Annotated in this window: 21 protein-coding genes; 10 read left to right on the top strand and 11 right to left on the bottom strand. The window is 64.1% G+C overall.

Features of this window, described 5'->3' with window-relative positions; all coding sequences use genetic code 11:
• Window positions 1-16: 16 nt before the first annotated feature.
• The 4 genes from ACO07C_RS25120 to ACO07C_RS25105 all read right to left on the bottom strand — a co-directional run bounded on the left by ACO07C_RS25120 (window position 17) and on the right by ACO07C_RS25105 (window position 4,369).
• Entirely contained in the window at window positions 17-796 is a 780-nt protein-coding gene (locus ACO07C_RS25120; RefSeq protein ID WP_421916865.1) for an SDR family oxidoreductase, read from the bottom strand.
• Between the two features lie 24 nt (window positions 797-820).
• Window positions 821-1,771 carry an L-arabinose ABC transporter permease AraH gene (gene araH, locus ACO07C_RS25115; RefSeq protein WP_421916864.1) on the bottom strand — a complete coding sequence of 317 codons (951 nt, stop codon included), beginning with the start codon at window positions 1,769-1,771 and terminating at the stop codon, window positions 821-823.
• 10 nt (window positions 1,772-1,781) lie between these two features.
• Window positions 1,782-3,293: an L-arabinose ABC transporter ATP-binding protein AraG gene (gene araG, locus ACO07C_RS25110; RefSeq protein ID WP_421916863.1), complete on the bottom strand. Its 1,512-nt coding sequence runs from the start codon at window positions 3,291-3,293 to the stop codon at window positions 1,782-1,784.
• Window positions 3,294-3,379: 86 nt separating this feature from the next.
• The gene (locus tag ACO07C_RS25105) at window positions 3,380-4,369 is read right to left on the bottom strand and encodes an arabinose ABC transporter substrate-binding protein (protein WP_421916862.1); all 990 of its coding nucleotides are present in this window, start codon (window positions 4,367-4,369) and stop codon (window positions 3,380-3,382) included.
• A gap of 256 nt (window positions 4,370-4,625) precedes the next feature.
• On the opposite strand from ACO07C_RS25105, the gene ACO07C_RS25100 reads away from it, so the two are divergent.
• The 6 genes from ACO07C_RS25100 to ACO07C_RS25075 all read left to right on the top strand — a co-directional run bounded on the left by ACO07C_RS25100 (window position 4,626) and on the right by ACO07C_RS25075 (window position 8,806).
• Complete coding sequence (locus ACO07C_RS25100) at window positions 4,626-5,315, top strand: FadR/GntR family transcriptional regulator (protein WP_421917598.1); 690 nt, start codon at window positions 4,626-4,628, stop codon at window positions 5,313-5,315.
• Between the two features lie 7 nt (window positions 5,316-5,322).
• Complete coding sequence (gene dgoD, locus ACO07C_RS25095) at window positions 5,323-6,471, top strand: galactonate dehydratase (RefSeq protein WP_421916861.1); 1,149 nt, start codon at window positions 5,323-5,325, stop codon at window positions 6,469-6,471.
• A gap of 236 nt (window positions 6,472-6,707) precedes the next feature.
• A complete protein-coding gene (locus tag ACO07C_RS25090; protein ID WP_421916860.1) occupies window positions 6,708-7,025 on the top strand; it encodes a hypothetical protein in 318 nt (105 codons plus the stop codon).
• A gap of 325 nt (window positions 7,026-7,350) precedes the next feature.
• On the top strand, window positions 7,351-7,533 hold the full coding sequence (locus tag ACO07C_RS25085) for a hypothetical protein (RefSeq protein ID WP_421916859.1): 183 nt from the start codon (window positions 7,351-7,353) through the stop codon (window positions 7,531-7,533).
• A 414-nt stretch (window positions 7,534-7,947) separates the two neighbouring features.
• Window positions 7,948-8,220: a hypothetical protein gene (locus tag ACO07C_RS25080; RefSeq protein ID WP_421916858.1), complete on the top strand. Its 273-nt coding sequence runs from the start codon at window positions 7,948-7,950 to the stop codon at window positions 8,218-8,220.
• Window positions 8,221-8,332: 112 nt separating this feature from the next.
• A complete protein-coding gene (locus ACO07C_RS25075; protein ID WP_421916857.1) occupies window positions 8,333-8,806 on the top strand; it encodes a Spy/CpxP family protein refolding chaperone in 474 nt (157 codons plus the stop codon).
• Window positions 8,807-9,070: 264 nt separating this feature from the next.
• Here ACO07C_RS25075 and ssuD read toward each other — a convergent pair whose 3' ends face one another.
• From ssuD to tauA, 4 genes are all read right to left on the bottom strand, one after another.
• Window positions 9,071-10,231: an FMNH2-dependent alkanesulfonate monooxygenase gene (ssuD, locus tag ACO07C_RS25070; protein WP_421916856.1), complete on the bottom strand. Its 1,161-nt coding sequence runs from the start codon at window positions 10,229-10,231 to the stop codon at window positions 9,071-9,073.
• Window positions 10,232-10,273: 42 nt separating this feature from the next.
• The gene (locus ACO07C_RS25065; protein WP_421916855.1) at window positions 10,274-11,119 is read right to left on the bottom strand and encodes an ABC transporter permease subunit; all 846 of its coding nucleotides are present in this window, start codon (window positions 11,117-11,119) and stop codon (window positions 10,274-10,276) included.
• Window positions 11,116-11,910 (bottom strand): taurine ABC transporter ATP-binding protein, encoded by a 795-nt coding sequence (locus tag ACO07C_RS25060; protein WP_421916854.1) that lies wholly within the window; start codon window positions 11,908-11,910, stop codon window positions 11,116-11,118. Before ACO07C_RS25060 ends, ACO07C_RS25065 begins: the two co-directional genes overlap by 4 nt.
• A gap of 67 nt (window positions 11,911-11,977) precedes the next feature.
• Window positions 11,978-12,985 carry a taurine ABC transporter substrate-binding protein gene (gene tauA, locus ACO07C_RS25055; protein ID WP_421916853.1) on the bottom strand — a complete coding sequence of 336 codons (1,008 nt, stop codon included), beginning with the start codon at window positions 12,983-12,985 and terminating at the stop codon, window positions 11,978-11,980.
• Window positions 12,986-14,128: 1,143 nt separating this feature from the next.
• Here tauA and ACO07C_RS25050 point away from each other — a divergent pair.
• Complete coding sequence (locus tag ACO07C_RS25050; RefSeq protein ID WP_421916852.1) at window positions 14,129-14,926, top strand: WecB/TagA/CpsF family glycosyltransferase; 798 nt, start codon at window positions 14,129-14,131, stop codon at window positions 14,924-14,926.
• Window positions 14,833-16,137, top strand: coding sequence for an FAD-dependent oxidoreductase (locus ACO07C_RS25045; RefSeq protein ID WP_421916851.1), 1,305 nt, complete (start codon window positions 14,833-14,835; stop codon window positions 16,135-16,137). Before ACO07C_RS25050 ends, ACO07C_RS25045 begins: the two co-directional genes overlap by 94 nt.
• A gap of 121 nt (window positions 16,138-16,258) precedes the next feature.
• Here the strand turns inward: ACO07C_RS25045 and ACO07C_RS25040 are convergent, their stop codons facing one another.
• Complete coding sequence (locus ACO07C_RS25040; protein WP_421916850.1) at window positions 16,259-17,413, bottom strand: GNAT family N-acetyltransferase; 1,155 nt, start codon at window positions 17,411-17,413, stop codon at window positions 16,259-16,261.
• Between the two features lie 298 nt (window positions 17,414-17,711).
• On the opposite strand from ACO07C_RS25040, the gene ACO07C_RS25035 reads away from it, so the two are divergent.
• The gene (locus ACO07C_RS25035) at window positions 17,712-19,196 is read left to right on the top strand and encodes a glucosamine inositolphosphorylceramide transferase family protein (RefSeq protein ID WP_421916849.1); all 1,485 of its coding nucleotides are present in this window, start codon (window positions 17,712-17,714) and stop codon (window positions 19,194-19,196) included.
• Here ACO07C_RS25035 and ACO07C_RS25030 read toward each other — a convergent pair.
• Both ACO07C_RS25030 and ACO07C_RS25025 read right to left on the bottom strand, forming a co-directional pair.
• Complete coding sequence (locus ACO07C_RS25030) at window positions 19,182-20,276, bottom strand: glycosyltransferase family 4 protein (protein ID WP_421916848.1); 1,095 nt, start codon at window positions 20,274-20,276, stop codon at window positions 19,182-19,184. The genes ACO07C_RS25035 and ACO07C_RS25030 overlap by 15 nt on opposite strands.
• A complete protein-coding gene (locus tag ACO07C_RS25025) occupies window positions 20,273-21,667 on the bottom strand; it encodes a lipopolysaccharide biosynthesis protein (RefSeq protein WP_421916847.1) in 1,395 nt (464 codons plus the stop codon). The genes ACO07C_RS25030 and ACO07C_RS25025 overlap by 4 nt, the downstream gene beginning before the upstream one ends.
• A gap of 256 nt (window positions 21,668-21,923) precedes the next feature.
• On the opposite strand from ACO07C_RS25025, the gene ACO07C_RS25020 reads away from it, so the two are divergent.
• Entirely contained in the window at window positions 21,924-24,248 is a 2,325-nt protein-coding gene (locus ACO07C_RS25020; RefSeq protein WP_421916846.1) for a Wzz/FepE/Etk N-terminal domain-containing protein, read from the top strand.
• Window positions 24,249-24,250 lie beyond the last annotated feature (2 nt).

The raw sequence follows: 24,250 nt of genomic DNA, 5'->3' as shown, positions 1-24,250 counted from the left end.
GGCTGTTTCCTGGCGCTCAGGCGGGATGCTGTAGCTGGCTGAGCCCGCCATCGATGACGAGGCAGGCCGCGTTCATGAACGGGCTCTCGTCGGAAATCATGAACACGGCGGCAAGCGCGATCTCGCGCGTCGTGGCGATGCGGCCGCCAGGGTGCAGCGCCATCGTCTTGGCGCGGGCCGCCGCCGGATCGGCAAAACTGTTCCAGTAATCGATGGCCTTCCGCGTCTCGACATAGCCGGGCGCCAGCGCGTTCACGCGCACGCCCTGCCCCGCATATTCGAGCGCCAGCGATTTCGTCAGCCCCAGCAGCGCGTGCTTGGCGACGGGATAGGGAAAGGTGTGCGGAATGATGGTGAAGCTGTGTGTCGAGGCGATGTTGAGGATGGCACCGCCGCCGCTCGCGATCATGCCCGGAAGCACAGCCTTGCTGCAGTTCCATGCGCCCTTGACGTTGACGTCGAAATTGCGGTTCCACTGCTCCTCGGTGGCCTCCAGCGGCGTCGAGAATACATTCATCCCGGCATTGTTGATCAGCGCGTTGATCTCGCCGATCTCGGCGTTCGCCCGCTGAACGGCAGCGGCGATCGCCGCGCCATCGCTGATATCGGCCGTCGCATGCCCGATTGACCCATGCGGTGCTGCAAGGCCCGCGACGGTCTTGTCCAGCAATGCGCCGTCCTGGTCGACCAGGAACAGCTTTGCCCCCTCGGCCAGACAAGCTTCGGCGATGGCGAGCCCTATGCCTTGCGCCGCGCCGGTCAGGAAGATGCGTTTGCCGGACAAGCGCTCAGTCATCGCTATCACTCCAGTCGAAGGCGGTCAGCGCCGGCCCAGTGCCGACGAGCGCAGATTGTCGAGCAGCACGGCGAGCAGCAGGATCACGCCGCGCACGATGTACTGGTAGAAGGCCGGGATGTTCAGCAGGTTCATGGCGTTCTCGGCGATGCCCATGATCAGCACGCCGACGATGACGCCCGACATGGTGGCGCGGCCGCCGGCAAGCGAGACGCCGCCGAGCACGCAGGCCGAGATGACCGAGAGCTCAAGCCCGACAGCCGCGTTGGGCTGGCCCGAAGTGATGCGCGAAGCGAGCAGGATGCCGGCTATGCCGCAGACGACGCCCTGCAGCGCGAAGATCCAGATGCGCGTCCTGTCGACATTGACGCCGGCCAGCCGCGAAGCCTCCGGGTTGCCGCCGATGGCCAGCGTGTTCTTGCCGAAGACGGTGCGGTTCAGCACGAAGCCGAAAATGCAGAACAGCGCGACGAGCACCCAGATCGGCGTCGGTATGCCCAGCAGCTTCGACAGCGCCAGCTGGTAGAAATCCGGACTGTTGATGCCCACCGCCCGGCCATCGGACGCGATCAGCGCCAGGCCGCGCACGATCTGCATGGTGGCCAGCGTCGTGATCAGCGCGTTGATGCGGAATTTGGCGATGACCACACCATTGATGAAGCCGACGAAACCGCCGCAGGCGATCGCCGCCAGAAGGCCAAGCAGGATCGAGCCGGTGTAGTTCGACGCCATCACGGCGACCATGCCGGCAAAGGCGACGATCGACCCCACCGACAGGTCGAAGTCGCGCGCGGCGAGACAGAACATCATGGTGCAGGCGACGATGCCGACGGTGACCACCGACTGCAGCAGGCCCAGCATGTTGCGGTCGGTCAGGAAGTTCGGCACCAGCAAAGACACCAATGCGAAGGCGACGATGAAGATGACGACGAGCCCCTGTTCGCCGAGCAGGATCTTCTTCAACTGGTCGGTCATGCCAAAATCCTCAGGATGCGATCGCGTCGGGGGTTTTCGTGTCGGGGAGAGCGGCGGCCAGGATCGCCTGCTCGGCGAACCGGTCGCGGGTGAGTTCGGCACTGACGCGCCCGCCGCACATCACCAGGATGCGGTCGCAGATGCCCATCACCTCCGGCAGTTCGGACGAGACCACGACAATGGCCATCCCGTCTTCGGCAAGCTGGTAGAGCAGTTCGTAGATTTCCGCCTTGGCGCCGACATCGATGCCGCGCGTCGGCTCGTCGACGATGAGGACGCGCACGCCCTGCTCCGACAGCCAGCGGCCAAGGATGACCTTCTGCTGGTTGCCGCCGGAAAGGTTGATGATGTCCTGTTTGCGCGAGGGCGTGCGCACCTTGAGCTTCTTGATGAAGGTCTCGGCGGTGGCGATCTCGCTGGCGCGGTTGAGCACGCCGAAACGCGTGTGGTGGCGCCGCGACGAGATGTTGATGTTCTCCTCGATCGAACGCCCCTGGATGATGCCGTCATGCTTGCGGTCTTCCGAGCACAGCACGATGCCGGCGCGGATGGCGTCATGCGGATCGCTGGCATGAACGACCTTGCCATCGACGGCGATCGCGCCGCTTGAGCGCGGATCGGCGCCGAAGACCAGCCGCATCAGTTCAGAGCGCCCGGCGCCGATCAGGCCGAAGAAGCCGACGATCTCGCCAGCCCTCGCCTCGAAGCTAGCCGGAATCTTGAGCTTTGCCCCGGACAGGCCCTCGACCTTCAGGCGCACATCGCCCGCCTTGCGTGGTCGAAAACCCCAGATGTCGGAGATTTCGCGGCCGACCATTTCGGCGACGACCTGGTCGCGGGTGACGCCCTTCAGCGAAGCGTGATGCGCCGCGAGCTTGCCGTCGCGCAGCACTGTCAGGCTGTCGCAGAGCCGGAACACCTCGTCCAGCCGATGCGAAACATAGATGATGACCTTGCCCTCGCCGCGCAGGCGGTCGATCAGGGCAAACAGGATTTCGCTTTCGCGCGAGGACAGCGACGAGGTCGGCTCGTCCAGCGCGATGACGCGTGCGTCGAGCATGATCGCCTTGGCGATCTCGACCATCTGGCGCTCGCCGATGGACAGCGTCTTGACCTTGCGGCTGATATCGATGTCGATGCCCGCCGATTTCAGCTTGGCGCCAACGTCGTCCAGCATCGTACGGCGCGCGATGATGCCGGCGCTGGCGGGAAAACGGCCAAGGCTGAGGTTCTCGGCGACGGTGAGTTCGGGAACCAGTTGCAGTTCCTGGTGGATGACGATGACGCCATTGTCGAAGGCATCCCGGGTCGATGAATAGGCCTGGACCTTGCCGTCGATGCGGATTTCGCCCTCATCGGCATGCTGGTCGCCCGAAAGGATCTTGATCAGTGTGGATTTGCCGGCACCATTCTCGCCCATCAGCCCATGCACGGCGCCCTTGTCGACGCCGAACGAGACGTCCGACAGCGCCTTGACGCCCGGATAGGTCTTGGTGATGTGGGAAAAGTCGAGAAAGGACACAGGCCCCGATCCTTCTTGCGCCATGAGAATTCGCGCGATGCCAAACAGGCGGCGGGATGAGCCGCCGCCTGTTTGTACAGGGAGGATTATTCGATGCCGAGGCCCTGGCGGACCTTCTGGTAGTCGTCACGCTTGGCCAGCGCGCCGGAGGTCAGGGTCAGCTTCGCCGGCTCCTTGTTGTTGGCGACCCAGTCGTACATGTTGAGCGCCGTCTCGTAGCCGTGACGCTTCGGCGAGATGATCACCGTGCCGACGAAGCCGGTGGCGGTCGGCTTCTTGAACTCGTTGATCGCCGAATCCGCGCCGCCAATGCCGACGCCGATCATGCCGTCAGCCGGAATGCCGACGCTTTCCGCCGCGCGCACGGCGCCCAGCACGGCTTCGTCATTGAGGCCGAAGGCCACCCACTTCTTGATGCCGGCATGGGCGTTGAGCACGACCGTCGCGGCATTGAGCGCGGCTTCCGTGTCGGTCTTGGCCTGCGGCGCGTCGAAGATCTGCTCGGCCTTGAAGCCGTTCGCCTTCAGCACCGAGATGGCGCCTTCGACGCGATCGACCGCCGTCGGCAACTGGTCGTAGGAGACGCGGATCGCGCCGACCTCGTCGGCCTTCCAGCCGCGCGCCTTCATCTCGTCGACGATCGCCTGGCCGACGGCCTCGCCGATCTTGGTGGCGGAGATACCCATATGCGGGACGTCTTCCAGCGCCTTGCCGTCGGCGCCGACCAGGCGGTCGTCAACGGTCATCAGCTTGAGATTGTTGGCGGCGGCCTTGGCGACGATGCCGGGGCCGAGTTTCACATCCGGCGTGCAGACGATGAAACCCTGGGCACCCTGGGCGCCGAGATTGTCGATCGCCGACATCAGCTTCTCACCGTCCTCGGCGCCGATCTTGACGAGGGTAAAGCCTTTTTCCTTGGCGGCCTGGTCGGCGAACTTCCATTCGTCCTGGAACCACGGCTCCTCGGGTTGCTTGACGATGAAGCCGATCTTGGTGTCCTGAGCATATGCGGCAAACGTCGTGGCGGACAGCACGGCAAGCGCGCCCGCGACAAGCGCGGTCTTCAAAAATCGCATGATTTCCTCCCAGCGAACAAGCCGGGCAACTCAGCCCGACGCTGAAGTCTCTATTCGCTTTTATCATACGCGTCAATTGATCTGGTATGATAAATGAGGTACATGCTCCGACCAACGATCGCTGGCGCAACGCATTCGCATCCGCTAATGCCGGGCCGGCTGTGCGAACCCTAGGGTTCGCCGCCTTGGAGGGGCTGAGGTGACCGAGATTTTGAAGAAAGCGCCAGGCGACACGATCACGCGCCGCCCGCGCGTCATGCCCGATGTGACGAAGGCGATGGCCTCGGACATCTTTTCCGGGCGCTATCCGGCGGGGTCTTCCCTGCCGACCGAAAACGAACTCGGCGTCGAATACGGAGTCAGCCGCACCGTCATCCGCGAAGCCCTGAAGGTGCTGGCGGCCAAGGGGCTGGTGCTGTCGCGGCCGCGCGTCGGCACGATCGTATGCACCGAGGACGACTGGAACATCATCGACCCGCAGGTTCTGGCATGGCACGCGCCGCACGCACTGGACGACAAGCTGTTCGATGCCATCCTCGAAACCCGCCGAGCGATCGAACCGCTGGTCGCGGAACTCGCCGCCGCCCGCGCGACGCTTCAGGAGATCGCCGATCTCGAAGCGGCGTGGCGCGGCATGGCCGGCGCAGGCGAGGATCTTGCCGCTTTCTCGCGTTCCGACATCGTGTTCCACCAGATCCTCTATGCCGCGAGCCACAACCCGATCTTCCGCCAGATCGGCAATCTGATCGACACCGGGCTGAAGTTCTCGCTGGAAGCGACGGCGACCATTTCGCTCGACCGGCGCATGGAAGCCGTGGCGGCGCACCGAGAAGTGGTCGAGGCATTGCGCATGCGCGACGCCGAGGGCGCGCGCGCGGCGGCTAACAGAATCCTCGACCTTGCGGCGCGCGACCTCGTCAGCGCCAAGAAACTCAAGAACAACTGAGACCGGCATGAAAATCATTTCGCTCACCACCTACATCGTGCCGCCGCGCTGGCTGTTCCTGAAGATCGAGACCGATGCCGGCGTCACCGGCTGGGGCGAGCCGGTGGTGGAAGGCCGGGCGCTGACGGTCGAGGCGGCGGTCAAGGAACTGGCCGACTATCTCATCGGCAAGGACCCGCGACTGATCGAGGATCACTGGACGGTGATGCATCGCGGCGGCTTCTACCGGGGCGGGCCGATCATGATGAGCGCGATTGCCGGCATCGACCAGGCGCTGTGGGACATCAAGGGCAAGGCGCTCGGCGTGCCCGTGCATGAACTGCTCGGCGGCAAGTTGCGCGACACGATCAAGGTCTACTCCTGGATCGGCGGCGACCGGCCGGCGGAGGTGGCGGCGGGCGCGAAGGAAGTGGTTTCGCGCGGCTTCCTGGCGCTGAAGATGAACGGCACCGAGGAACTGCAGATTGTCGACAGCCACGACAAGATCGATGCCGCCGTGGAGCGCGTCGCCATGGTGCGCGAGGCCGTCGGCCCCAATATCGGCATCGCCGTTGATTTCCACGGCCGCGTGCACCGGCCGATGGCGCGCATCCTGGTCAAGGAGCTGGAGCCCTACCGGTTGATGTTCATCGAGGAGCCGGTGCTCAGCGAAAACCGCGAGGCGCTGAAGGAGATCGCCGCGCTGGGCTCGACGCCGATCGCGCTCGGCGAGCGGCTCTACAGCCGCTGGGACTTCAAGTCGGTGTTCGAGGAAGGCGTCGTCGACATCATCCAGCCCGATCTGTCGCATGCCGGCGGCATCACCGAATGCCGCAAGATCGCGGCGATGGCGGAAGCATATGACGTGGCCGTGGCGCCGCACTGCCCGCTCGGCCCCATCGCGCTCGCCGCCTGCCTGCAGCTCGACGCCGTGAGCTACAACTGCTTCATCCAGGAACAGAGCCTCGGCATCCATTACAACGGCGCCAACGACCTGCTCGACTACGCCGCCAACAAGGATGTCTTCCGCTACGAGGATGGCTATGTCGCCATTCCCGACGGTCCGGGCCTCGGTGTCGAGATCGACGAAGAGTATGTGAAGGAGCGCGCCAAGGAAGGTCACCGCTGGCGCAATCCGATCTGGCGTCACAAGGACGGCTCCTTCGCCGAATGGTAGCTGGCGGGGCGTTCGTCCCTGACAAGTTTTAGCCCGGCAAACTTTGCGCGAGCGGTCGCTTCATCGACCCAAGCGGCGCCTGATTGCTTCCCATCCCATGGCATTTTGCCAGAAGCGCATCGGCTGCCCCTGCCTATCCGGCTTGCCGACGTCCCGTCCCGTTTTTGTGAAGGAACGTGGCGTGTCGGAAAGCCGTTCTCGTTCATACATGTCTCGCAGCAACCGGAGGCGTCTTCATGAACAGGCAACGTGCATTCATCACTTCCATGGCGTTGGCGTTGGCCGCCAGCACTTTTTCATTGACCGCCAGCGCCAATGCCGCAGTCGTGAAGCATCACCTTGTCCACCACGTAGCTCATCACGAGACCGGGCATCACCGCATCGTCCGTCACTATGTGCGAACCGGGGTTCCGGTCGGCGGCGACGATTGGGTTGCCGACAATGGCTGGATAGGCGGTTACTACAACGGCTACGGCGACTACAGCCGCTACGGGGACGATTATTGCGGCACCATCGAGTGGACGCTTGAACAGTGCGGCCCTCACGGTCCCTGATTTCCCGACTGATTGCCGATCGAGCCCCGTCATCACATGACAGCCATGCCCCGCAAAGGGCATGGCTGTCATGTTTTGTGTTGAGGTGATCAACTCCCATCCCGTTTTCGTGAAGGAACACGCCAGGCAACAAGACGTTTTCCTCCCATGCACAGTATCGCATAAGAAAAAAGGAGTTATTCACATGAAACGGCAACTAGTATTCGCAAGCTCCCTCCTGCTGGCATTGGCCGCGGGTGTCTCATTTACATCAAGCGCTGACGCCGCGGTTGTCAGGCATCATGGAGGCGGCCATTCGATGGGTCATTTCAGTGGCGGACAGACCATGCGCCACTTCAGTGGCGGGCATCGATATGCCTATCACCGTGGATATGGACATGGCTGGGCCCGTGGCGGCGGCGGTTATTACGGCGGCGGCTACTACGACTATTGCGGACCTGTTCAGCTGGCGCTGGGCCTCTGCACGCCTTACTACTACGCCCCGTACGGCCCCTTCGGCGTTCTCTGACCTCTCATCCTGCCATGGCCGCCCGCGACCGGGCGGCCATGGCCGGGCGCTTGCTTGCGACCATGTACAAAGCGCCTCCTCCTGCTGGGATGAGGCGGCAAAGTCGACGCATACAGCAGCCCTCTCGGTCGCCAAATGGCAACTGTCCTCATCGACATCGCCTCATCGACATTGATTGAATCGCACGCATCATGATCGAGGCGCCCGGTGATCGGCGCGCCTCGCATTGACTGGCAACAGCTCGGCGATGAAACCTTCTCTAACCACCTCCGAACTGGCCAATGCGCCCTATCGCGCGCAGCGATTCCCTGGCGACAGCCGCGCGGCTCGTCCCGTTTTCGTGAAGGAACGTGTCGAGTGAGAGCCCGTTCTGTTCTCGTGCATCGTCTCGCATGGAAAATTGGAGTTATCCTCATGAAAAGACAGATAGTATTCGCCAGCTCCATCGTGCTGGCACTGGCAAGCGCGACCTCATTTGCCACCGTCGCCGATGCCGCGGTCGTCAGGCACCATGGCGGCGGCCATGGGGGCCACCATGCCGCAAGCCATCACGGTGGCGGGCACGGACACGCACATGGGCGCCGTGGAGGCGGTGGCTGGGGCGGCGGCTATTATGGCGGCTACTACGGCGACGTTTGCGGACCCATCCAGTTGACGCTCGGCCTGTGCGGCCCGTTCGGCCTCTGACCGTCACCCGGCAACGGCTGCCCTTCCGTCAGGCAGGACAGATCATGCCGGTTCAATCCGCCCGCGTTGAAAATTCATGTGACGACAAATGTCACAAACATCAGGTGCAATTATGAGAAAACGCCTAATCGCCCCCTTGGTGATCGCCTGTCTCGCCGGTTCGTTCATGGCACAAGGCGCGCTCGCCGCTTCCTCCTACGAGAAGTCCGTGCCCAGCGCCGCGGAGATTCAGAAAATCCAGCACAGGCAGTCCGTCCTGCTCGACGCCCATCTCGCCAGCATGAAGGCGGGGCTCAAGCTCAACGACGACCAGGCCAAGAACTGGCCGGCTTTTGAAGCCGCGATACGCGACGCGGCCAAGGCGCGCGCGGACCGATGGCTTCAGGCAAGGGAACGCATGGGTAACGCCGCGCCGCCCACCACGCTCGACCGGATATCGATGATGGCCGATCATCTCGAGAAGAACGCGGCCGAACTGCGAAAGGTCGCCGACGCCGGCAAGCCGCTCTATGACAGCCTCAGCGATGCGCAGAAGAAGGATTTCGGCCCGCTGATGCGCAACTTCAAGCCCAGGCAAAAGCTCTGACAGGCTCGTCGGCCGCATAGCACCGGCTGCACTTGGGGCCAGTCCATGGGGCTGGCCAACCACACGAGCGGCCGCCTGCGCCTTGGCCGCCAGGTCCTGGCTGGCATCTCGACATCGACGTCGGCAAAGCGACGCCGTCGATGCGCCTGTTCTCCGCCGAGGCAGCCGGGCGGCCGCTGCCGCCCTCGACGATCCGCCATGCCCGCGACAGCTTTCGCCTGCGCACCTCGTTATCCCGGACTGCGAGGGCCGGCGTTGCCAAAATCAGCTGGCGCTCGCCGCGGGAACCTTGGGGCGCACGCCGCGTCCGAACTCGACGTCCCAGCTGCGCTCCGCCGGTGCGCCCTCGCCCTTCAGCCCGAGTTTGGGGAAAAGCAGTTCGGCGACATTGAACGCCTCTTCCAGATGCGGGTAGCCGGACGCGATGATCGTCTCGATACCGATCTCCTGATACTCGCGAATGCGCGCGGCGACATTGTCGGGATTGCCGACCAGCGCCGTTCCCGCGCCGCCACGCACCAGCCCCGGCCCGGCCCACAGGTTCGGGCCGACAAGCAGCTTGTCGCGCCGGCCCTGGTGAAGCGCCGACATGCGCTTTTGCCCGACCGATTCCGAGATGTGGACAAATCCCTTCTGGGCTTGGGCGATCAGGTCGTCGGTGACGTGGCTGATCAGCCGGTCCGCGGCGGCCCAGGCCTCGTCCTCGGTTTCGCGCACGATCAGGTGGATGCGAAGGCCGAAGCGGATCGTGCGGCCTTGCGCGGCCGCCGCCTTCCTGACGCGATCGATCTTTTCGGCAAGCTGGTCCACCGGTTCGCCCCAGCTCAGATAGGCGTCGACGTGCTTGGCGGCGATCGCGATGCCGGCGTCGGAAGAGCCGCCAAACCAGAGCGGCGGATGCGGTTGCTGCACCGGCGGGAAGGAAATGTCGGTGCCGTGGGCGGACAGATACTTGCCCTCGAAATCCGCCGGCTCGCCCGAAAGGATGCGCCGCCAGATGGTCAGGAACTCGTCGGTCTGCGCATAGCGCTCGTCATGGCTGAGCTTGTTGCCGTCGCCTGCAAGGTCGGCCGGATCGGCCCCAGTGACGACATTGAGCAGGACACGGCCGCCGGAAATGCGGTCGAGCGTCGCCGCATGACGCGCGAACAGCGCCGGCGTTCCGCTGCCCGGCCGCAGCGCGACGAGGAATTTCAGCCGTTCTGTAAGCGGGATCAGCCCGGCCGCGACGATCCAGGCATCCTCGCACCGCGTTCCGGTGGGCAGCAGCACGCCCTTGAAGCCAAGCCGGTCGGCGGCCTGGGCAATCTCCTTGAGATAGCCGAAGGTTGCCGGACGGTGCCGCTCGTCGGTGCCGAGATACGGTCCATCGCCATGGGTCGGCAGGTACCAGTAGAGGTCGAGCGGACGGGTGGTGCTGGACATCGGGTTGTTCCTTCGGCGATGGGAATGCGTGCGGGCCAAGCGTCAGAGCTTGCCCTTCCATGGGATGAGGCGGTGCTCCAGCCAGCGCATGCCGCTGGTGAAGGCAAAGGCGAGGATGGCGATGACGATGAGGCCGACGAAGACGACATCCGTGGCGAGGAAATTGGCCGCCGACATGATCATGTAGCCAAGGCCCGACTGGGCCGCGATCAGTTCGGCCGCGACCAGCGTCGACAATCCCGCGCCGATGGCGATCTTCAGGCCGGTCATGATTTCCGGCAACGCGGACGGCAGGATGATGCTGGTGAACAGTTGCAGGCGGGTCGCGCCGAGCGACAGCGCGGCGTTGATCCGTTCAATGGGCACCGACCGGACACCGGCCTGCGCCGCAAAGCAGATCGGAGCAAAGGTCGACAGCGACAGCAGCACGACCTTCGAGGTCTCGCCGATGCCCAGCCAGATGATCAGCAGCGGCAGGTAGGCCAAAGGCGGCAGGCCCCAGTAGAGATCGATCGGCACGCTGAAGATGCCCTTGACCCAGCGATTGAGCCCCATCAGCAAGCCGAGCGGAATGCCAAGGAAAATGCCGACGCCGAGTGCCGCGCCGATACGGCCAAGGCTGGCCAGCGTGTGGTCGAGCAGCGTGCCGTTGGCATAGCCGTCGGCCCACACGGCGCTGAACTGGGTCAGCACCTCTGCCGGCGACGGCAGGAACAGCGGCGACGCCCATTCGAAATGCGCGGCGAGGAACCACAAGGCGACCAGCGCAGCCAGCGTGGCCAGGCTGATGCCGAGCGTGCTCGTCGACGCGGCGCGGCGCCGTTTGGCAGACGGCGCGCGCTCAACCTTCGACGACGAAAATGAAGGGGAATTGGCAGCAAGCGTCATTGCAAGGTTCCTGTGCGGGCGCCTTCCGGCTGGTGGATGAGCGAGCGGATTTCCTGCCTGAGTTCGATGAAACGCGCGTGCGACTGGATCGGTCCGATGTCGCCGCTATCGGCGAACTCGCGGACGAAGTCGGCGTCGAACCGGGCAACGATGCGCCCCGGCCGGGGCGACATCACGACGATGGTCGTGCCGAGCGTGAGGGCTTCCTCGATCGAATGGGTGATGAACAGGATCTGCTTGCCGGTCTTGGCCCAGACCGAGGCCAGAAGCTGCTGCATCGTCTCGCGCGTCAGGCTGTCGAGGGCCCCGAACGGCTCGTCCATCAGCAGGATCTTCGGATCCGTGGCCAGCGCCCGCGCGATGCCGACGCGCTGGCGCATGCCGCCGGACAGTTCGTAGGGCGGCTTTTCGGCGAAATCGGCGAGCCCTACCAGTTCCAGCAGGCGCCTTGACCGCTCATGGCGTTCGCCACGCGGCACGCCCCGGTATTTCAGGCCGAGCGCGACATTGTCCAGCACGCTGGCCCAGGGCAGCAAAGTGTCCTTCTGGAACACCACGCCACGATCGCCGCCGGGCGCGACGATCTCCTTTCCGTCCAGCGTGATCGAGCCTTCGCTGAGCGGCAGGAAACCGGCGATGGCGTTCAGCAATGTCGACTTGCCGCATCCCGAAGCACCGACCGCGACGACGATGGAGTCCGGAGCGATGTCGAGCGAGACGTGATCGAGGGCGTGCACGTCCTGCCCGTCCGAGGCTGGAAAGGTGACGCTGGCGTCGCGAATTCGAAGCATGCTGGCCCTCCAAGCAGTCTGGCTGGCGAGATTTCCGCCAGCCAGAGCCGAATGCGGTTCAGGGATTTCAGTTCGAGGCCTTGGCGGCCTCCACATATCGCGGGTCGGCGGCCGAGGCGTAGCTGTCCTTGATGGTGGTGATCTTCTTCTGGTCCTTTAGGAAGCCGGCGGTATCCTTGAGGATTTTCGCGACGGCGCTCTTGTCGCCACCGCCCAGCCACTTGTCGGAGGCCTGTTCGTCAAGCGGCGGAACCACAGTCGTCTTCAACTGCTCCGAATTCTCGGCCGCGGTGCCGCCCTGCAATTTAGCAATCGCCTTGGCGTTCTCGGACTCCGGCCCCCAAGTCGCGGGGTTGCTCAAGTAGGACGTGGTGTAGCCGTCGACCAGACGGACATACTGGCCGAGGAAGTCGGGATTGGCCTTGGCGAACTTGCCGGTCACGACCAGCGCGCTGAAGGTCGGCGCGCCACGATCGGCGACCTGGCCGGCGGTGAGCAGGACCTTGCCGTTCTTCTTGAGTTCGGACAGTGCCGGATCCCAGACGAAGGCGCCATCGATGTCGCCGCGCTTCCAGGCCGCGACGATCTCGGGCTGCGGAATGGCGATGACTTGGGTTTCCTTCTCGGAAATGCCTTCCTGCTTGAGCACGGCCAGAAGCTGGTAATGGTCGGTCGAGACCGGTGCGGCGGCGAGCTTCTTGCCGCGCAGGTCGGCCGGCGTCTTGATGTCGGGCCGCACCACCAGCGCCTCGCCGTCACGCGAGACCGACGAGATGTAGAACGCCTTCACGTCGATGCCCTTGCTGACGGCCGCGGCGAACGGGCTCGATCCGACATCGCCGATCTGGACGTCGCCGGAGGCGATGGCCGCGAAGATGTCAGCGCCGGAATTGAAGCGGCGGAATTCGATGTTCCAGCCGGTCTTCTTGGCAAGATCGCCATTGGCGATGCCAAGATTGTAGGGGTTGGCGCCGGTCTGATAGGCGATGACGACCTTCTTCTCGTCGGCATGCGCCAGGGCGGAAGTGGCGGCCAGGGCAAGCCCGACAAGCGCTGCGGAAATCAGTTTTCGCATGGGATCTCAATCCTTTTGAACAGAGGGCACAGCCTCGATTGCCAGCCCTGATCGAGGGGCCGAGGATTAAAGTCCACTAATATTATAGAACTAGATAGAAATGAAATTCCGAAAACTGGCGTGCGATTGAAAAAGAAATCGGCGCGAGCGGCCGCACCACGGTATCCATAAGCAAAAAGCCGATCCCACGGCGTCGCGGATTGCCAGGCGGAGGCGCCCTTTTACGCCCGGACCTGGCCGCATCACATCGGTCCGTGCCACGCCTTCGTAACGGTGGCCAAACCCCGCACGCATCTGCAGTCCCTATGGCGGAACGACCCTCCCTGGATGGGCAATCGACCCTGCGGGCCGTTCAACCGCAAGGGTGCCGCGACGCGACCTTGCTTGGCTTGGGCAGACCTAACAAATCGGCCCCAGCCTACAGACGGCGAATGAGCGTTTCGCCATCCCGATGGCATCACGCGCTTGGACTGGTGCTCAATCCATCCGAGGCGGCCTCTCCGCGCCGCCGCCGGGATGCCCCGCTGCACTCTACCTCGTTCAGCGGCAAAGCCACCATCTCATCGCTGACAGGAAGTCTCGGTTCACTCAACCGCGGAAATGTTTTTTGCTGGCGGCCGGCTGGCAGTTCAACCTGGTTGTGCTGTTGCAACAACTGACGGCATACATGCGGTTGCTTGCCGACAGCATAATAATTGACCGCCAGAGGTCAACCGGGATCTGGCCAGTGCAAGGTCGTGTCGCGGTTTGCCCAGCCCGGCTCGTGGGGTAAGGCGACGATAAAATATCATCGTCCAATGACATTAGCCAAGGCGAACGCGACACCAGAACCGTCTTTTCAGCAGCACTTTCAATAAGATAACAGCCTGCCCAACCAACAGCGAAGTCGTATCCGTTACACTTTTAGACAATATTTGCATATTAACTAAATATTAACATAGCGCTTAACTTTCCAGGATTTTTACTTAGGATACTTGGAAAGAAGGCAATTCTTCAATGCACGGACCTTTAGAAGACACTCCAAGAGATGAGGCCACGCCCGGTGGATCGAATCCATCGCGGCAACGCGTGAAGTCTGTTGCCCATGAGACCTTCCCTTTCCACCGCCCACATCACCAGGCTTCGGCCCGGCGCGGAAGCCTGATGGGCGGCGCCAAGCAAGACGCGGCTCCCATCGGGGAGAGCCTTCCTGCCTTTCCAACCGTCATGCTTGGCGGGCTGCCGATCACGGTGATCGACCGGCAAGGCGCTGCCCTGTTGATGATGGCGGCGGCACGCGAGCACCTCGCCGGCAACCGCCCCTATTATTTCACCTCCGCCAATGGCGATGTCATCGCCCAGGCGCGTGCGAATGCGGAAATCTCCACGCTGTTCGGCACCGCCGACCAGATATTCGCCGATGGCCAGCCGCTTGTTTTCGCCTCACGCCTGCTGTGCAGCGCGCATCTTCCGGAACGGGTGGCCACCACCGACCTCTTTCACGATGTCGCCAGGCTCGCCGAACAGCAGGGCGCGACCTTCTACCTGCTGGGAGCGACCGAAGCCGAAAACAACAAGGCGGTTGCGGGGATCAGGGCCAGATATCCCCGCCTGCGCATCGCCGGCCATTGCCACGGTTATCTTTCCGGCGAAGCGCTCGAAAACAAGCTCGACGAAATCAATGCGCTCGCGCCCAACATATTGTGGCTGGGCCTCGGTGTTCCCCGGGAGCAGATCTTTGTCCGCGACTTCGCCTCGCGGCTCTCGAATGTCGGCGTGATCAAGACGTCGGGCGGCCTTTTCGACCATCTGGCCGGCAAGGTCCCGCGCGCACCGCTCTGGATCCAGAAGGCCGGGTTCGAATGGCTATGGCGCATGGCGATGGAGCCGCGCCGGCTCTTCTGGCGCTATTTCACCACCAGTCCCCAGGCGATCTACGCCATATTGAGGTACTCGAGATGACAGCCCCCCGTTCGCTCCCCGCGGGTACAGACACCCAGATCGTTGTCGTCGGCGGCGGACTTTCCGGCACCATCGCGGCGACCGTGCTCGGACGCTCCGGCTATCACGTGACGCTGATCGACCGCTATCCGGTCTTCCCGCATGAGTTCCGCGTCGAGAAGATTGCCGGCGACCAGATCGAGAAAATGCGCCGGCTCGGCCTTCTGGACAGGCTTTCCGCATCCGCCGTCGCCTTCGATGAGATCGTCAACATCCGCAGGGGGCGCGTCCTCGACCGCTCGCACGCCCAGCACTACGGAATCTTCTACGATGACCTCGTCAACGCAATGCGGGCCGAGCTGCCCGAAACCGTGCGCTTCATCACGGGCCGGGTGAACGGGCTGGAGGCGGGTGCCGACCGCCAGCGCGTGTCGATACTCGGACAAGGCGACGTGACGGCACGACTGCTGGTGCTCGCCACCGGGATGGGCGACATCCTGAAGCGCGATCTCGGCATCGGGCGCAGGTTCGTTCACCAGCGGCAGTCAATGACTTTTGGCTTCAATCTACGCCCCGTGGGGGCAAGCGCCTTCAGGCACCCCGCCCTCACCTACTACGGCGAACGGATCACCGACGGTATCGACTATTTGAGCCTGTTCCCTGCCGCCGACGTCACGCGCGCCAATCTTTTCGTGTTCCGTGAACACGGCGATCCATGGGTGAAGGCCCTGCGTGATCATCCCAGGGAAACGCTGATCAAGACGCTTCCGGGGCTCATCAAGGCATTCGGTGATTTCGAAATCATCGACAAGATCGAAAGCTGGCTCACCGATATCACGGTCGCGGAGAATTGCGTCCGCGACGGCGCCGTCCTCATTGGCGATGCTTACCAGACATCCTGCCCGGCCGCCGGAACGGGCGTCAGCCGGTTGCTTACCGACGTCGAGCGCCTGGCGGTCCACGTGCCGCAATGGCTGGCCTCGCCCGGCATGACCGCCGCGAAGATAGCGACGTTCTACGCAGATCCGGTAAAGCAGGCGATGGATGCGCACGGGCTGCACCTGGCGCAATTTCGCCGCAGCCTGACCATCGACAACGACCTGCGCTGGCGCGCGCGCCGGCAACTTCACTTCAGCCGACGCCGCATAATATACGGGATGGACACCATAAGCCCCGGCTTGGTCGCCAGGCTGCGTGGCCTGAGGAGACCCGCCGCCGAATCCGCGACCTGATCGCGCAACGACGCCGTTCAAACCAGCGCTTCGGCTGCCTAAGCTTTCGAGCAATTCCAGGAAAAGTGTGAAACGGTTTTCCCTGGAAAAGCGAGCAGCGCTCTTCCAAGACCTGCCGGGGTCAGGAGTCGGCGGTCTCATCGGTGGACACCGGCGCCGCCGCCACGCGACCGGGCTTTGCCTTCTTTCCATGCGAACCGAGCATACGCCGTGCCAGCGCCTTGGCCGCCGGCAGTTTCTCCACCGTCACATGCGCGGCATAGCCGAGCGGGCTGCCGGCGCGAAAAATCTGCCACATGGGTGAAGGCTTGCCGCCGAAGATGCGCTTGTAGGGTTCGTCGCCTATGGTGAAGTCCAGCGAATGGTCGCCGCGTTCTATGCAGTCGCGGGCGATCTGCTCGAACATCAGGCTGCCGATCGACTGCTTCCTGTAGCCGGCCTCGTCGAAGCCGCCGAGTATGACCAGCAGCGAGCCCCGATGCTCGAGGCCGAGCGCACCGGCGATCGGCCTGTCGTCCATCCAGAACGTATAGGTGCGGGCAAAGCCGCCGCGTCCTTCATTGGCCACGGCCAGGTAGAAATCGAAATAGGCTGGCGACTGCAGCAGGTCGGCCGGCCCGTCGCTGCCGTCGAAACGCTTGCCGCGATAGAGCTTCAGCGCGTCGAAGGTCGTACGGATGTCGGCGGCGTTGCCCGCGCACTCAAACCGCGCGCTGCCCATCCGGCCGAGCTGCCGGGTCTTCTTGTCGAGTTCCTTGCGGTAGGACTGGTCGAGCTGGTGCTCGCGCCATGCGGCGAAAGTCGGCTCCAGCGAGCCGGAATACGCGCTCATGCCCATGCTCTGGCGCTCGTCGATGCCGAACAGGCGCTCGATCGGCAGGGAATCGTCGGCCAGCTTGCCGATACGCAGGAGATCATAGGGTTTCAGCAGCCTGCGCAGGGCGGCGATGGCACGGTCATCGGCCAGGATATCGGACAAGGTCGCCGCATCGGTCACCGGCGACACATAGTCGGAGACGCGCATATCGGCGAACTCGACGACCTTCAGCAGCGTGTACCTGCGCCTGACCAGGGGCAGCACCATGGCGAGCTTTCCGCCCGGCCCGTGGCGCACGACAATGACCAGCGGCGTGGCGCCGCCTTGCCGCACCAGCCTGTCGTACAGGTGCGTCAGCCAGATGGGGTGCTGGAAAGCGGTCGCCGCCGAACTGGCGAAGAGCTCAACATATTCCTTCGAACGAAAATCGAACGAATCCTCGACAGTGACTTCAAACATGTGATCCGAACCGGCCGGATTGGGGGCCTGATCTATCCACGATGTCTTGGGTTCCACGTCAAGATGAATCGCAAGGAATATCGTAATCTTGGTATATTTGACTCGCCGGCGCCGAGCGGCAGTCATGCCGCGAATTGAGCTGGCTGCCGTCGGTCCGCGACGGTCCGGTCAAGAGTTTTTCCCCGGACCCGGGCAGTCGGACTTCGAATGTAACTGGAAGGTAAGCTTTTTCAGTCAAGTCATTTCTCTTTGAAGCGTCCGGAACCCGAGCATCAATACAACCGCGAACGGGAACGACATGCTGTCGATCGACGTCATTGTTCCACAATCCAACCCTCGCCACTGGCAGAACGTCGCCATCGAGCGGCTCAAGGCCGAAGGCCACGATGTGGCCGTGCTGCATCAGCCCGGGTCGGAAAGCTGGCCGACAGCGGCAAACGCCGCCTTTGCCTTCGAACAGCGCCTCTTCCGCCGGCGGCGGCCCAATCTTGGCGCCCCGCTGCGCGAGATCCAGGCACGTCACGCCAGCCGCCCCGCCGCGCTGAGGCTCGACCTTGCCGGCAATGCGGCTCTGTCGGATGTACCCACCGTCGGTTTTCTGTTCGACGGATCGCCATCCGATCTCGCCGCGGCAAAAGCGGTGGCGGCCGCGAGATTGCCGGTCATCGAGGCCGTTCTCGACGGAAAGACGGTGGTCGGCCGGGCACGGCCGATGGTGGACAAGCGGGAATCAGCCGCGCTCGGCACCGAGGATGTGCTTGCCCGCGCCATCACCCTGGTGGTCTCGGTCGCCAGGGCATTCGCCGAAGGCCGCCTCTCCCGGGGCGAACGAATGCCCGAAGCCTCCGGTCCCGATCAGGCCAAGGCGAAGCAATTCGCCAACGCCTATCTCGGCGCGGCGCTGCCGCGGCTTGGCCGTGAGGTCATTCGGCGCGCGCGCTACCGCCATGCGCACTGGCGCGTCGGCTATCGCTTTACCGACGCGCCGGGCGTCGCCGAGACCGGCCGGCTCGGAACTGGCTGGTCGGTTCTGCCCGACCCCGGCGATCATTTCTATGCCGATCCGTTCCCGTTCGAATGGCAGGGCGGATCCTACCTGTTCGTCGAGGACTATCCTCATGCGACCGGCAAGGCCGTCATCTCCGTCGTTGCGTTCGACGCGGATGGCGTTCCCTCGCGGCCGCGCGTCGCGCTGGAAGAGCCGCATCATCTCTCCTATCCGCAGGTGTTCGAGCGCGATGGCGTGATCTGGATGCTTCCCGAGGCCAGCGCCAGCGGCAAGCTCACGCTCTACCGCGCCTCGGATTTCCCGGACGGCTGGGCCGCCGAGACGGTACTGGTCGAGGGCGAGATTTCCGATGCGACACTGCTTGAGCATGGCGGGCTGCTGTGGCTGTTCGCCACCGACCGCGACGGCTATGGCAGCACTTCCGACATGCTGGTGGTCTTCTCGGCCCCGGCACTCGCCGGTCCGTGGAAACCGCACCCGACGAACCCGATCCTGATCGACCATCGCATGGCGCGCCCGGGCGGCGCCTTCGTTCGCGCCCAGAACGGCCGGGTCTTCCTTCCCGTCCAGGATGGAACGCTCGGTTATGGCGGCGGGCTCGGTCTGTCCGAACTGTTCGAACTCGACCAGCGCACGGTAAAGCTGTCGGCGCCCCGGCCGATCGACACGGAAGGCGACTGGCCCTACCCGAAGATCCACACGCTCAATCGTTCGGGCAGGCTGGAAGTGATCGACGGGATAGCGGCGGTGCTGAAACGCTCAGGAAACAAGTAGTTTCTCGTAACCCGCACACATCTTGGCCAGCGAGTATTTCTCCTTGAGACGCCGTCCCGCAGCGGAAAGCCTGGCCATGGATTCCGGCTTCGCGATGATATCGGCCAGTCCCTTGGCCATGCCCTTGGCGTCGGCCTCTACGAAGATCGCCGCCGCCTCCCCATCCTCGGTGGTCAGCACTTCGCGCATGACGTCGAGATTGCCGGTCACCACCGGCAGGCCGGAGATCGCCGCTTCCACGCAGGCAAGGCCGAAGGTCTCCATCATGGACGGAAACGCATAGGCATCTCCCGCCGCCAGGAATTCGAAAATGCGCGACGGTGGCACCTCGCCCACAAGATGCAGGCGGTCGCTCACGCCCCGGCTTGCGGCGAAGGCGACAAGCGTGTCCTGCTCGGGCCCGACACCCGCGAGCGCGACATGCACGTCGGGCAGGTGTTCGAGCGCGCCGACCAGCGCGATCTGGTTCTTCGTCTGTGTCAGCCGGCCCGACGAGACGGCCAGCCAGGCATCTCGGGGCAGGCCGAAGGCGGCGCGCGCCGCGGCTTTGTCGAATTTGCCGGTCGGCGCCGGAACGCCATGATCGATGCGCCGGATGCGCCGCCGATAGGCCAGCGGATAATTGTGGAATTGCTGTTCTGTCCACGCCGAATTGACGACATTGGTCTCGTAGAGGCCGATCATGCCCATCAGCTTGTCGACCTGGGAGAGCAGGCCCATCACACCCCTGGTGTGGGGTTGGCCGCTCTGGTTGGCGACGATGTGCCTGACGCCGGCCAACCGGGCGCCGATCGTGCCGAAGATATTGCCGTAGTGCTGGTAGGTGATGACGGCGTCGGGACGGGCCTTGCGCAGATACCGCGCGAGGCCGATGGCTGCCCGGATCTGCCCCGGCAATCCGCCGGGACGCTCGGTCAGGATGAAATCGGCTGTCCTGTCGTGATCGAAGGCGTCCGTCTTGCGGTACATGAAGACGGTGCGAACATCGTGCCCGCGCGCCCGCAATCCCTCGCCCACCATGTCGGAGACGCGCTGCGCGCCGGCAGCCTCCGCCTGGGTCTGGACCTGGACGATCTTCACGTGCGGCCTCGCAGCATCACGCGCGGAACATGGCTTCCATGCCCCATCGTGAAGCCGAAGATCGATGGGTTTATGCCTATCCTGCGCCGGGCGATTGAAACGGCCGTGGCGGTCCAGGCGATAACCGTACCGGCGATGCTGATCGCCGCGCCGACGGGGCCGAAATAATAGGTCGTCACGGCCGTGGCAGCGAGGCCCAGCACGTTGACGATGACCAGCAGCTTGAGCAGCGCATGCTGCAGGCCGGTCAACTGCAGGAGGATCTCGATCGGGCCGCAGGCGGTGCCGAATGCCGCGCCGATGCCGAAGATGACGAGCGTCGCGCGCATGGTGGGCGTATCGTAGGCGGGATTGAAGATCGACAGGACGAAGCCGCCGAACATCCAGAATGTCAGCGCGACGCACAGCGCAATGGCAAAGCCGCCAAGCGCCGCCAGGCTGGTGATGCGCTGAACATGCGCCCTGTCGCCGCTGTAGAAGGCGCTGGATATCTGCGGCGCGAGCGCCTGGTTGATGCCGTTGAGCGCAAGGGTGACGAAGCGCGTGGTGCGGTCGGCCACGAAGATCGCGCCGGCCGGCGCCGGCCCCAGAATGGCGGCGACGAGCAGCGTGCTGACCTGGCCGAGCGCCGGGGGCAGCGACGTGACGCCCCACAGGCCAAGCGTCACGGTCTTGAATTCCCGCTTCTGGTCTTGCGTAAGCGGGCCACGATCGGCGCGCGCCGTGTCGCGCATCAGAAGCACGGTTTGGGGAATGACCGACAGGATCAGCAGCCACGCCGTCAGATGCGTCGCAGTGACCGCGCTGATCTCGACACGCATGAAGTGGCAAACGACGACGGCGGCGATCGTCAACGCACGCCATATGATGTCACGCGGCAGCAGGCCGAAGATCAGCGCGTTCTTGGCCCGGAAGGCGCCCGACGTGAATTCCGACCAGCCGAGCGCGAAGGACAGGATCGCGGCGGCCAGGCACAGCGAAAACCATTCCGGCGTGCCCTGGCCGATGAACGGCAGGAACCCGACCAGGAAGATGAGCAGGCTGGAGACGGCTAGGCCGGCCAGCGCCACGATGATGGCGCGGGCCATCAGGCCATGCGCCGAATTGTGGTCGTCGAGCCCGACATATTGTGGCCAGAACCGCAACACGGTGCTCTGCTGGCCGACCGAGGCGAAGAAGGAAACCAGGCTGGCGCCGGCAAAAGTTGCGCTGAAAAGGCCGAACTCCCTCGCGTCCGTGACCATCGCCACCGCCACGAACATCAGGAAGGACAGGCCGGCGCTGGCGAGCTTGATGACCCCGGCGACCGCGCCGCTCCTGGCGAGCGCGCCGATGGACATGCGCGTGCCCGCGGCGGGGCTGGTGCTCCCGGCGGCCTTGCGGTTGTCCATGTCCTGATCCAATACCGGCTCCCATGGCGATCGGCTATTGCCCCACCCCCGCGGTAGGCGAACCGACGCTGAAACCTGTCCCTAAATAGTACAAAAATCCGTAATCGCGCCAGCACGAACGCTTGGCATGGTTACCGATACGCCGATGCATTTTGTTCGAAACGCGCTGGTAACCTTAACGGAAGACTAACAATAACCCCGGATACTGGGGGTGTAGAGTGACGTTGGGACGCTGCGGCTCTGCTGAGGAAAGATGATGAGGCCAGCCAGTATCGACGATCGCACTTTGCCGCCTTTGTTCGACATAGGCATGGTATGGGCGATCCTTTGGGGACGTCGCGTGATGGTGCTTGCCATTGCCGGCGCCGCCTTGCTGTTGACGATTGCCTACCTTGCGGTCACCAGCCCGAGCTACACGGCGACGGCTTCGATCCTGATCGATCCGCGCGACTCGCGCGCGACCAACTTCAACAATGTCCTGCCCGGCATCGGTTCCGACAGCGCGGCCATAGCAAGCCAGGTCTTCGTCATTGAATCGCAGGATCTGCTGGGTCCCGTCTTCGACAGCCAGGGCCTCCAGAACGACCCCGAGTTCTCAGGCCGCGGCCTGGTCTCGCGCCTTTTCTCGGTGTTCGGCTCGAGCCAGGCCGTTTCGCGCGACGCGGCCTTCAAGCGCTTTCAGAAATCCGTGACGGTGGACCGCGAAGGGCTGACCTACGTCATCAACATCAGCGTCACCTCGCAATCGCCGGACAAGGCCGCCCGCATCGCCAACGCCATCGTCGACCGCTACAAGGCGGGTCTTTCGGGCGAACGCGAAACCGCCAACAGCGATGTCAACTCGCTGCTCAATGACCGGATCGCCGGCCTGCAGAAGAACGTCAGCGATGCCGAGCATGCGGTCGAGGATTTCAAGGTCCAGCACAACATCGTCAATTCGACCGATGGCGGCACGCTGCAGTCGCAGCTCGACCAGCTGACGACCCAGTTGATCACCGCCCAGGGCGATGCCGACCAGGCCAAGGACAGATACAACCAGGCGGTGGCGGCTGGCACGTCGCCGGCGGGGCTCGCCAAGCTCTCGGAAATCCTTTTCTCCAACTCGGCCGTCAAGCTGCGCGATGACTACAACCAGCGCGCCACCGAGCTCGCCAATCTCGAAACCATGTACGGCCCCCGCCACCCGGCGATCGCGCGCCTCAAGTCCGAAATGGACCGGATGAGCCGCCTGATGGCCGCCGAGGCAGACCGCATCAGGCAGCAGCTGAAGGCGAGCTACGACCTGGCCGCGCAGAATGTCGGCAAGCTGCAGGACAAGCTCAACACCCTGCGCCAGCAGTCGACCGACCAGAACCTGGCGCAGGTGCAACTGCGGCAACTGGACTCCAAGGCCCAGGCCGCCCGCACCGTGCTCGACGACTTCCTGAAGCGCGCGCAGGAAACCTCGCAGATGCAGGGCGTCCAGACATCCGAGGCGCGCACGATCAACGCCGCCACGCCGCCGGTGCAGCCGACCTGGCCAAAGCCGGCGCTGCTCCTGCCGGTGAGCGCCGTCCTTGGCCTGATGGCCGGTTGTGGCCTCGCTCTGGCGTTCGGACCGGTGCGCCGGCCGGAAGAGGATCCGCAAAGCCCGCCCGAAGAGATCGCGCCGGCGATGGGACCGGAGGAAAATCCGGCGCGCGCCATATCCCGGACGGTGCCGGCGCCCGCCAATTTCGGAGACTATCGCTTGCCCGGTGTCGCCGGCGGGACCCATTCGAGCATCGAGTTCCCGCAAGGCCAGCCTGAGCCAGCGGTGGTTTCGCAGACCCCGGACGAACGATTGGTTCCCGCGACCGGGCCAATGGAAGACACAGCACACATGGCATCGCGCACCGTGCCGATGCCGGCCGACTTCGGCGAATACCGCCTGCCTGGCGTCGCCGGCGGCGCGCATTCGAGCATCCGGGCGATGCGGACGGCGCTGTTTCAGGACGGCAACGAAACGTTGTCGCGCGATGTCCTCAAGCTGATGCGGCGGATCATCCTTCGCCTCAACGACCATCCCAAGCCCTTCGTGCTGCTGGTGTCCTCGATGCAGGCCGGTGTCGAGGCAAGGCTTGCCAGCGCGATGGTTGGCATCAGCCTGCAGAGGGTCGACCAGAACGTGCTCGTGATCGATATCGATGGCCAGCCGAACCGGCCCGGATTGTTCATCGACAGCGCAAGCGGCCTGCGGACGATCATCTGCGGGTCCGCGGCCCAGGAGCGCCCGGAAGTCCCGGGGCTTCATACCGTGCGCGGCATCCTGGCGGAGGCGGGTAGCGCCTTTGACTTCGTGGTGATCATAGCCCCGGCTTTCAGCGAGAACGGCTGGAGACCGGAGCTGTTTGCCAGGGCCGATCTCGCGCTTGTGGCGTTGCGCCCATCCGAGCCGGCATCGCAGGCCGCCGAACTGCTTGAGCAGCATCTTGGCATCGGCCAGATCGGCCGCAGCGCCACGCTGGTGATCGAGGACGACGGCACGGCGCTGGCCGACACGGTCAACGCCATGTCGCCCGAGGCAGGCCAATGGCGCCGCAGCTCCGGTGCAAGGAGCTGATC

Origin of the sequence: Mesorhizobium sp., from assembly GCF_965229135.1 — a bacterium.
Taxonomy (GTDB): domain Bacteria; phylum Pseudomonadota; class Alphaproteobacteria; order Rhizobiales; family Rhizobiaceae; genus Mesorhizobium.
This window is presented reverse-complemented; position numbering and strand designations above follow the sequence as displayed.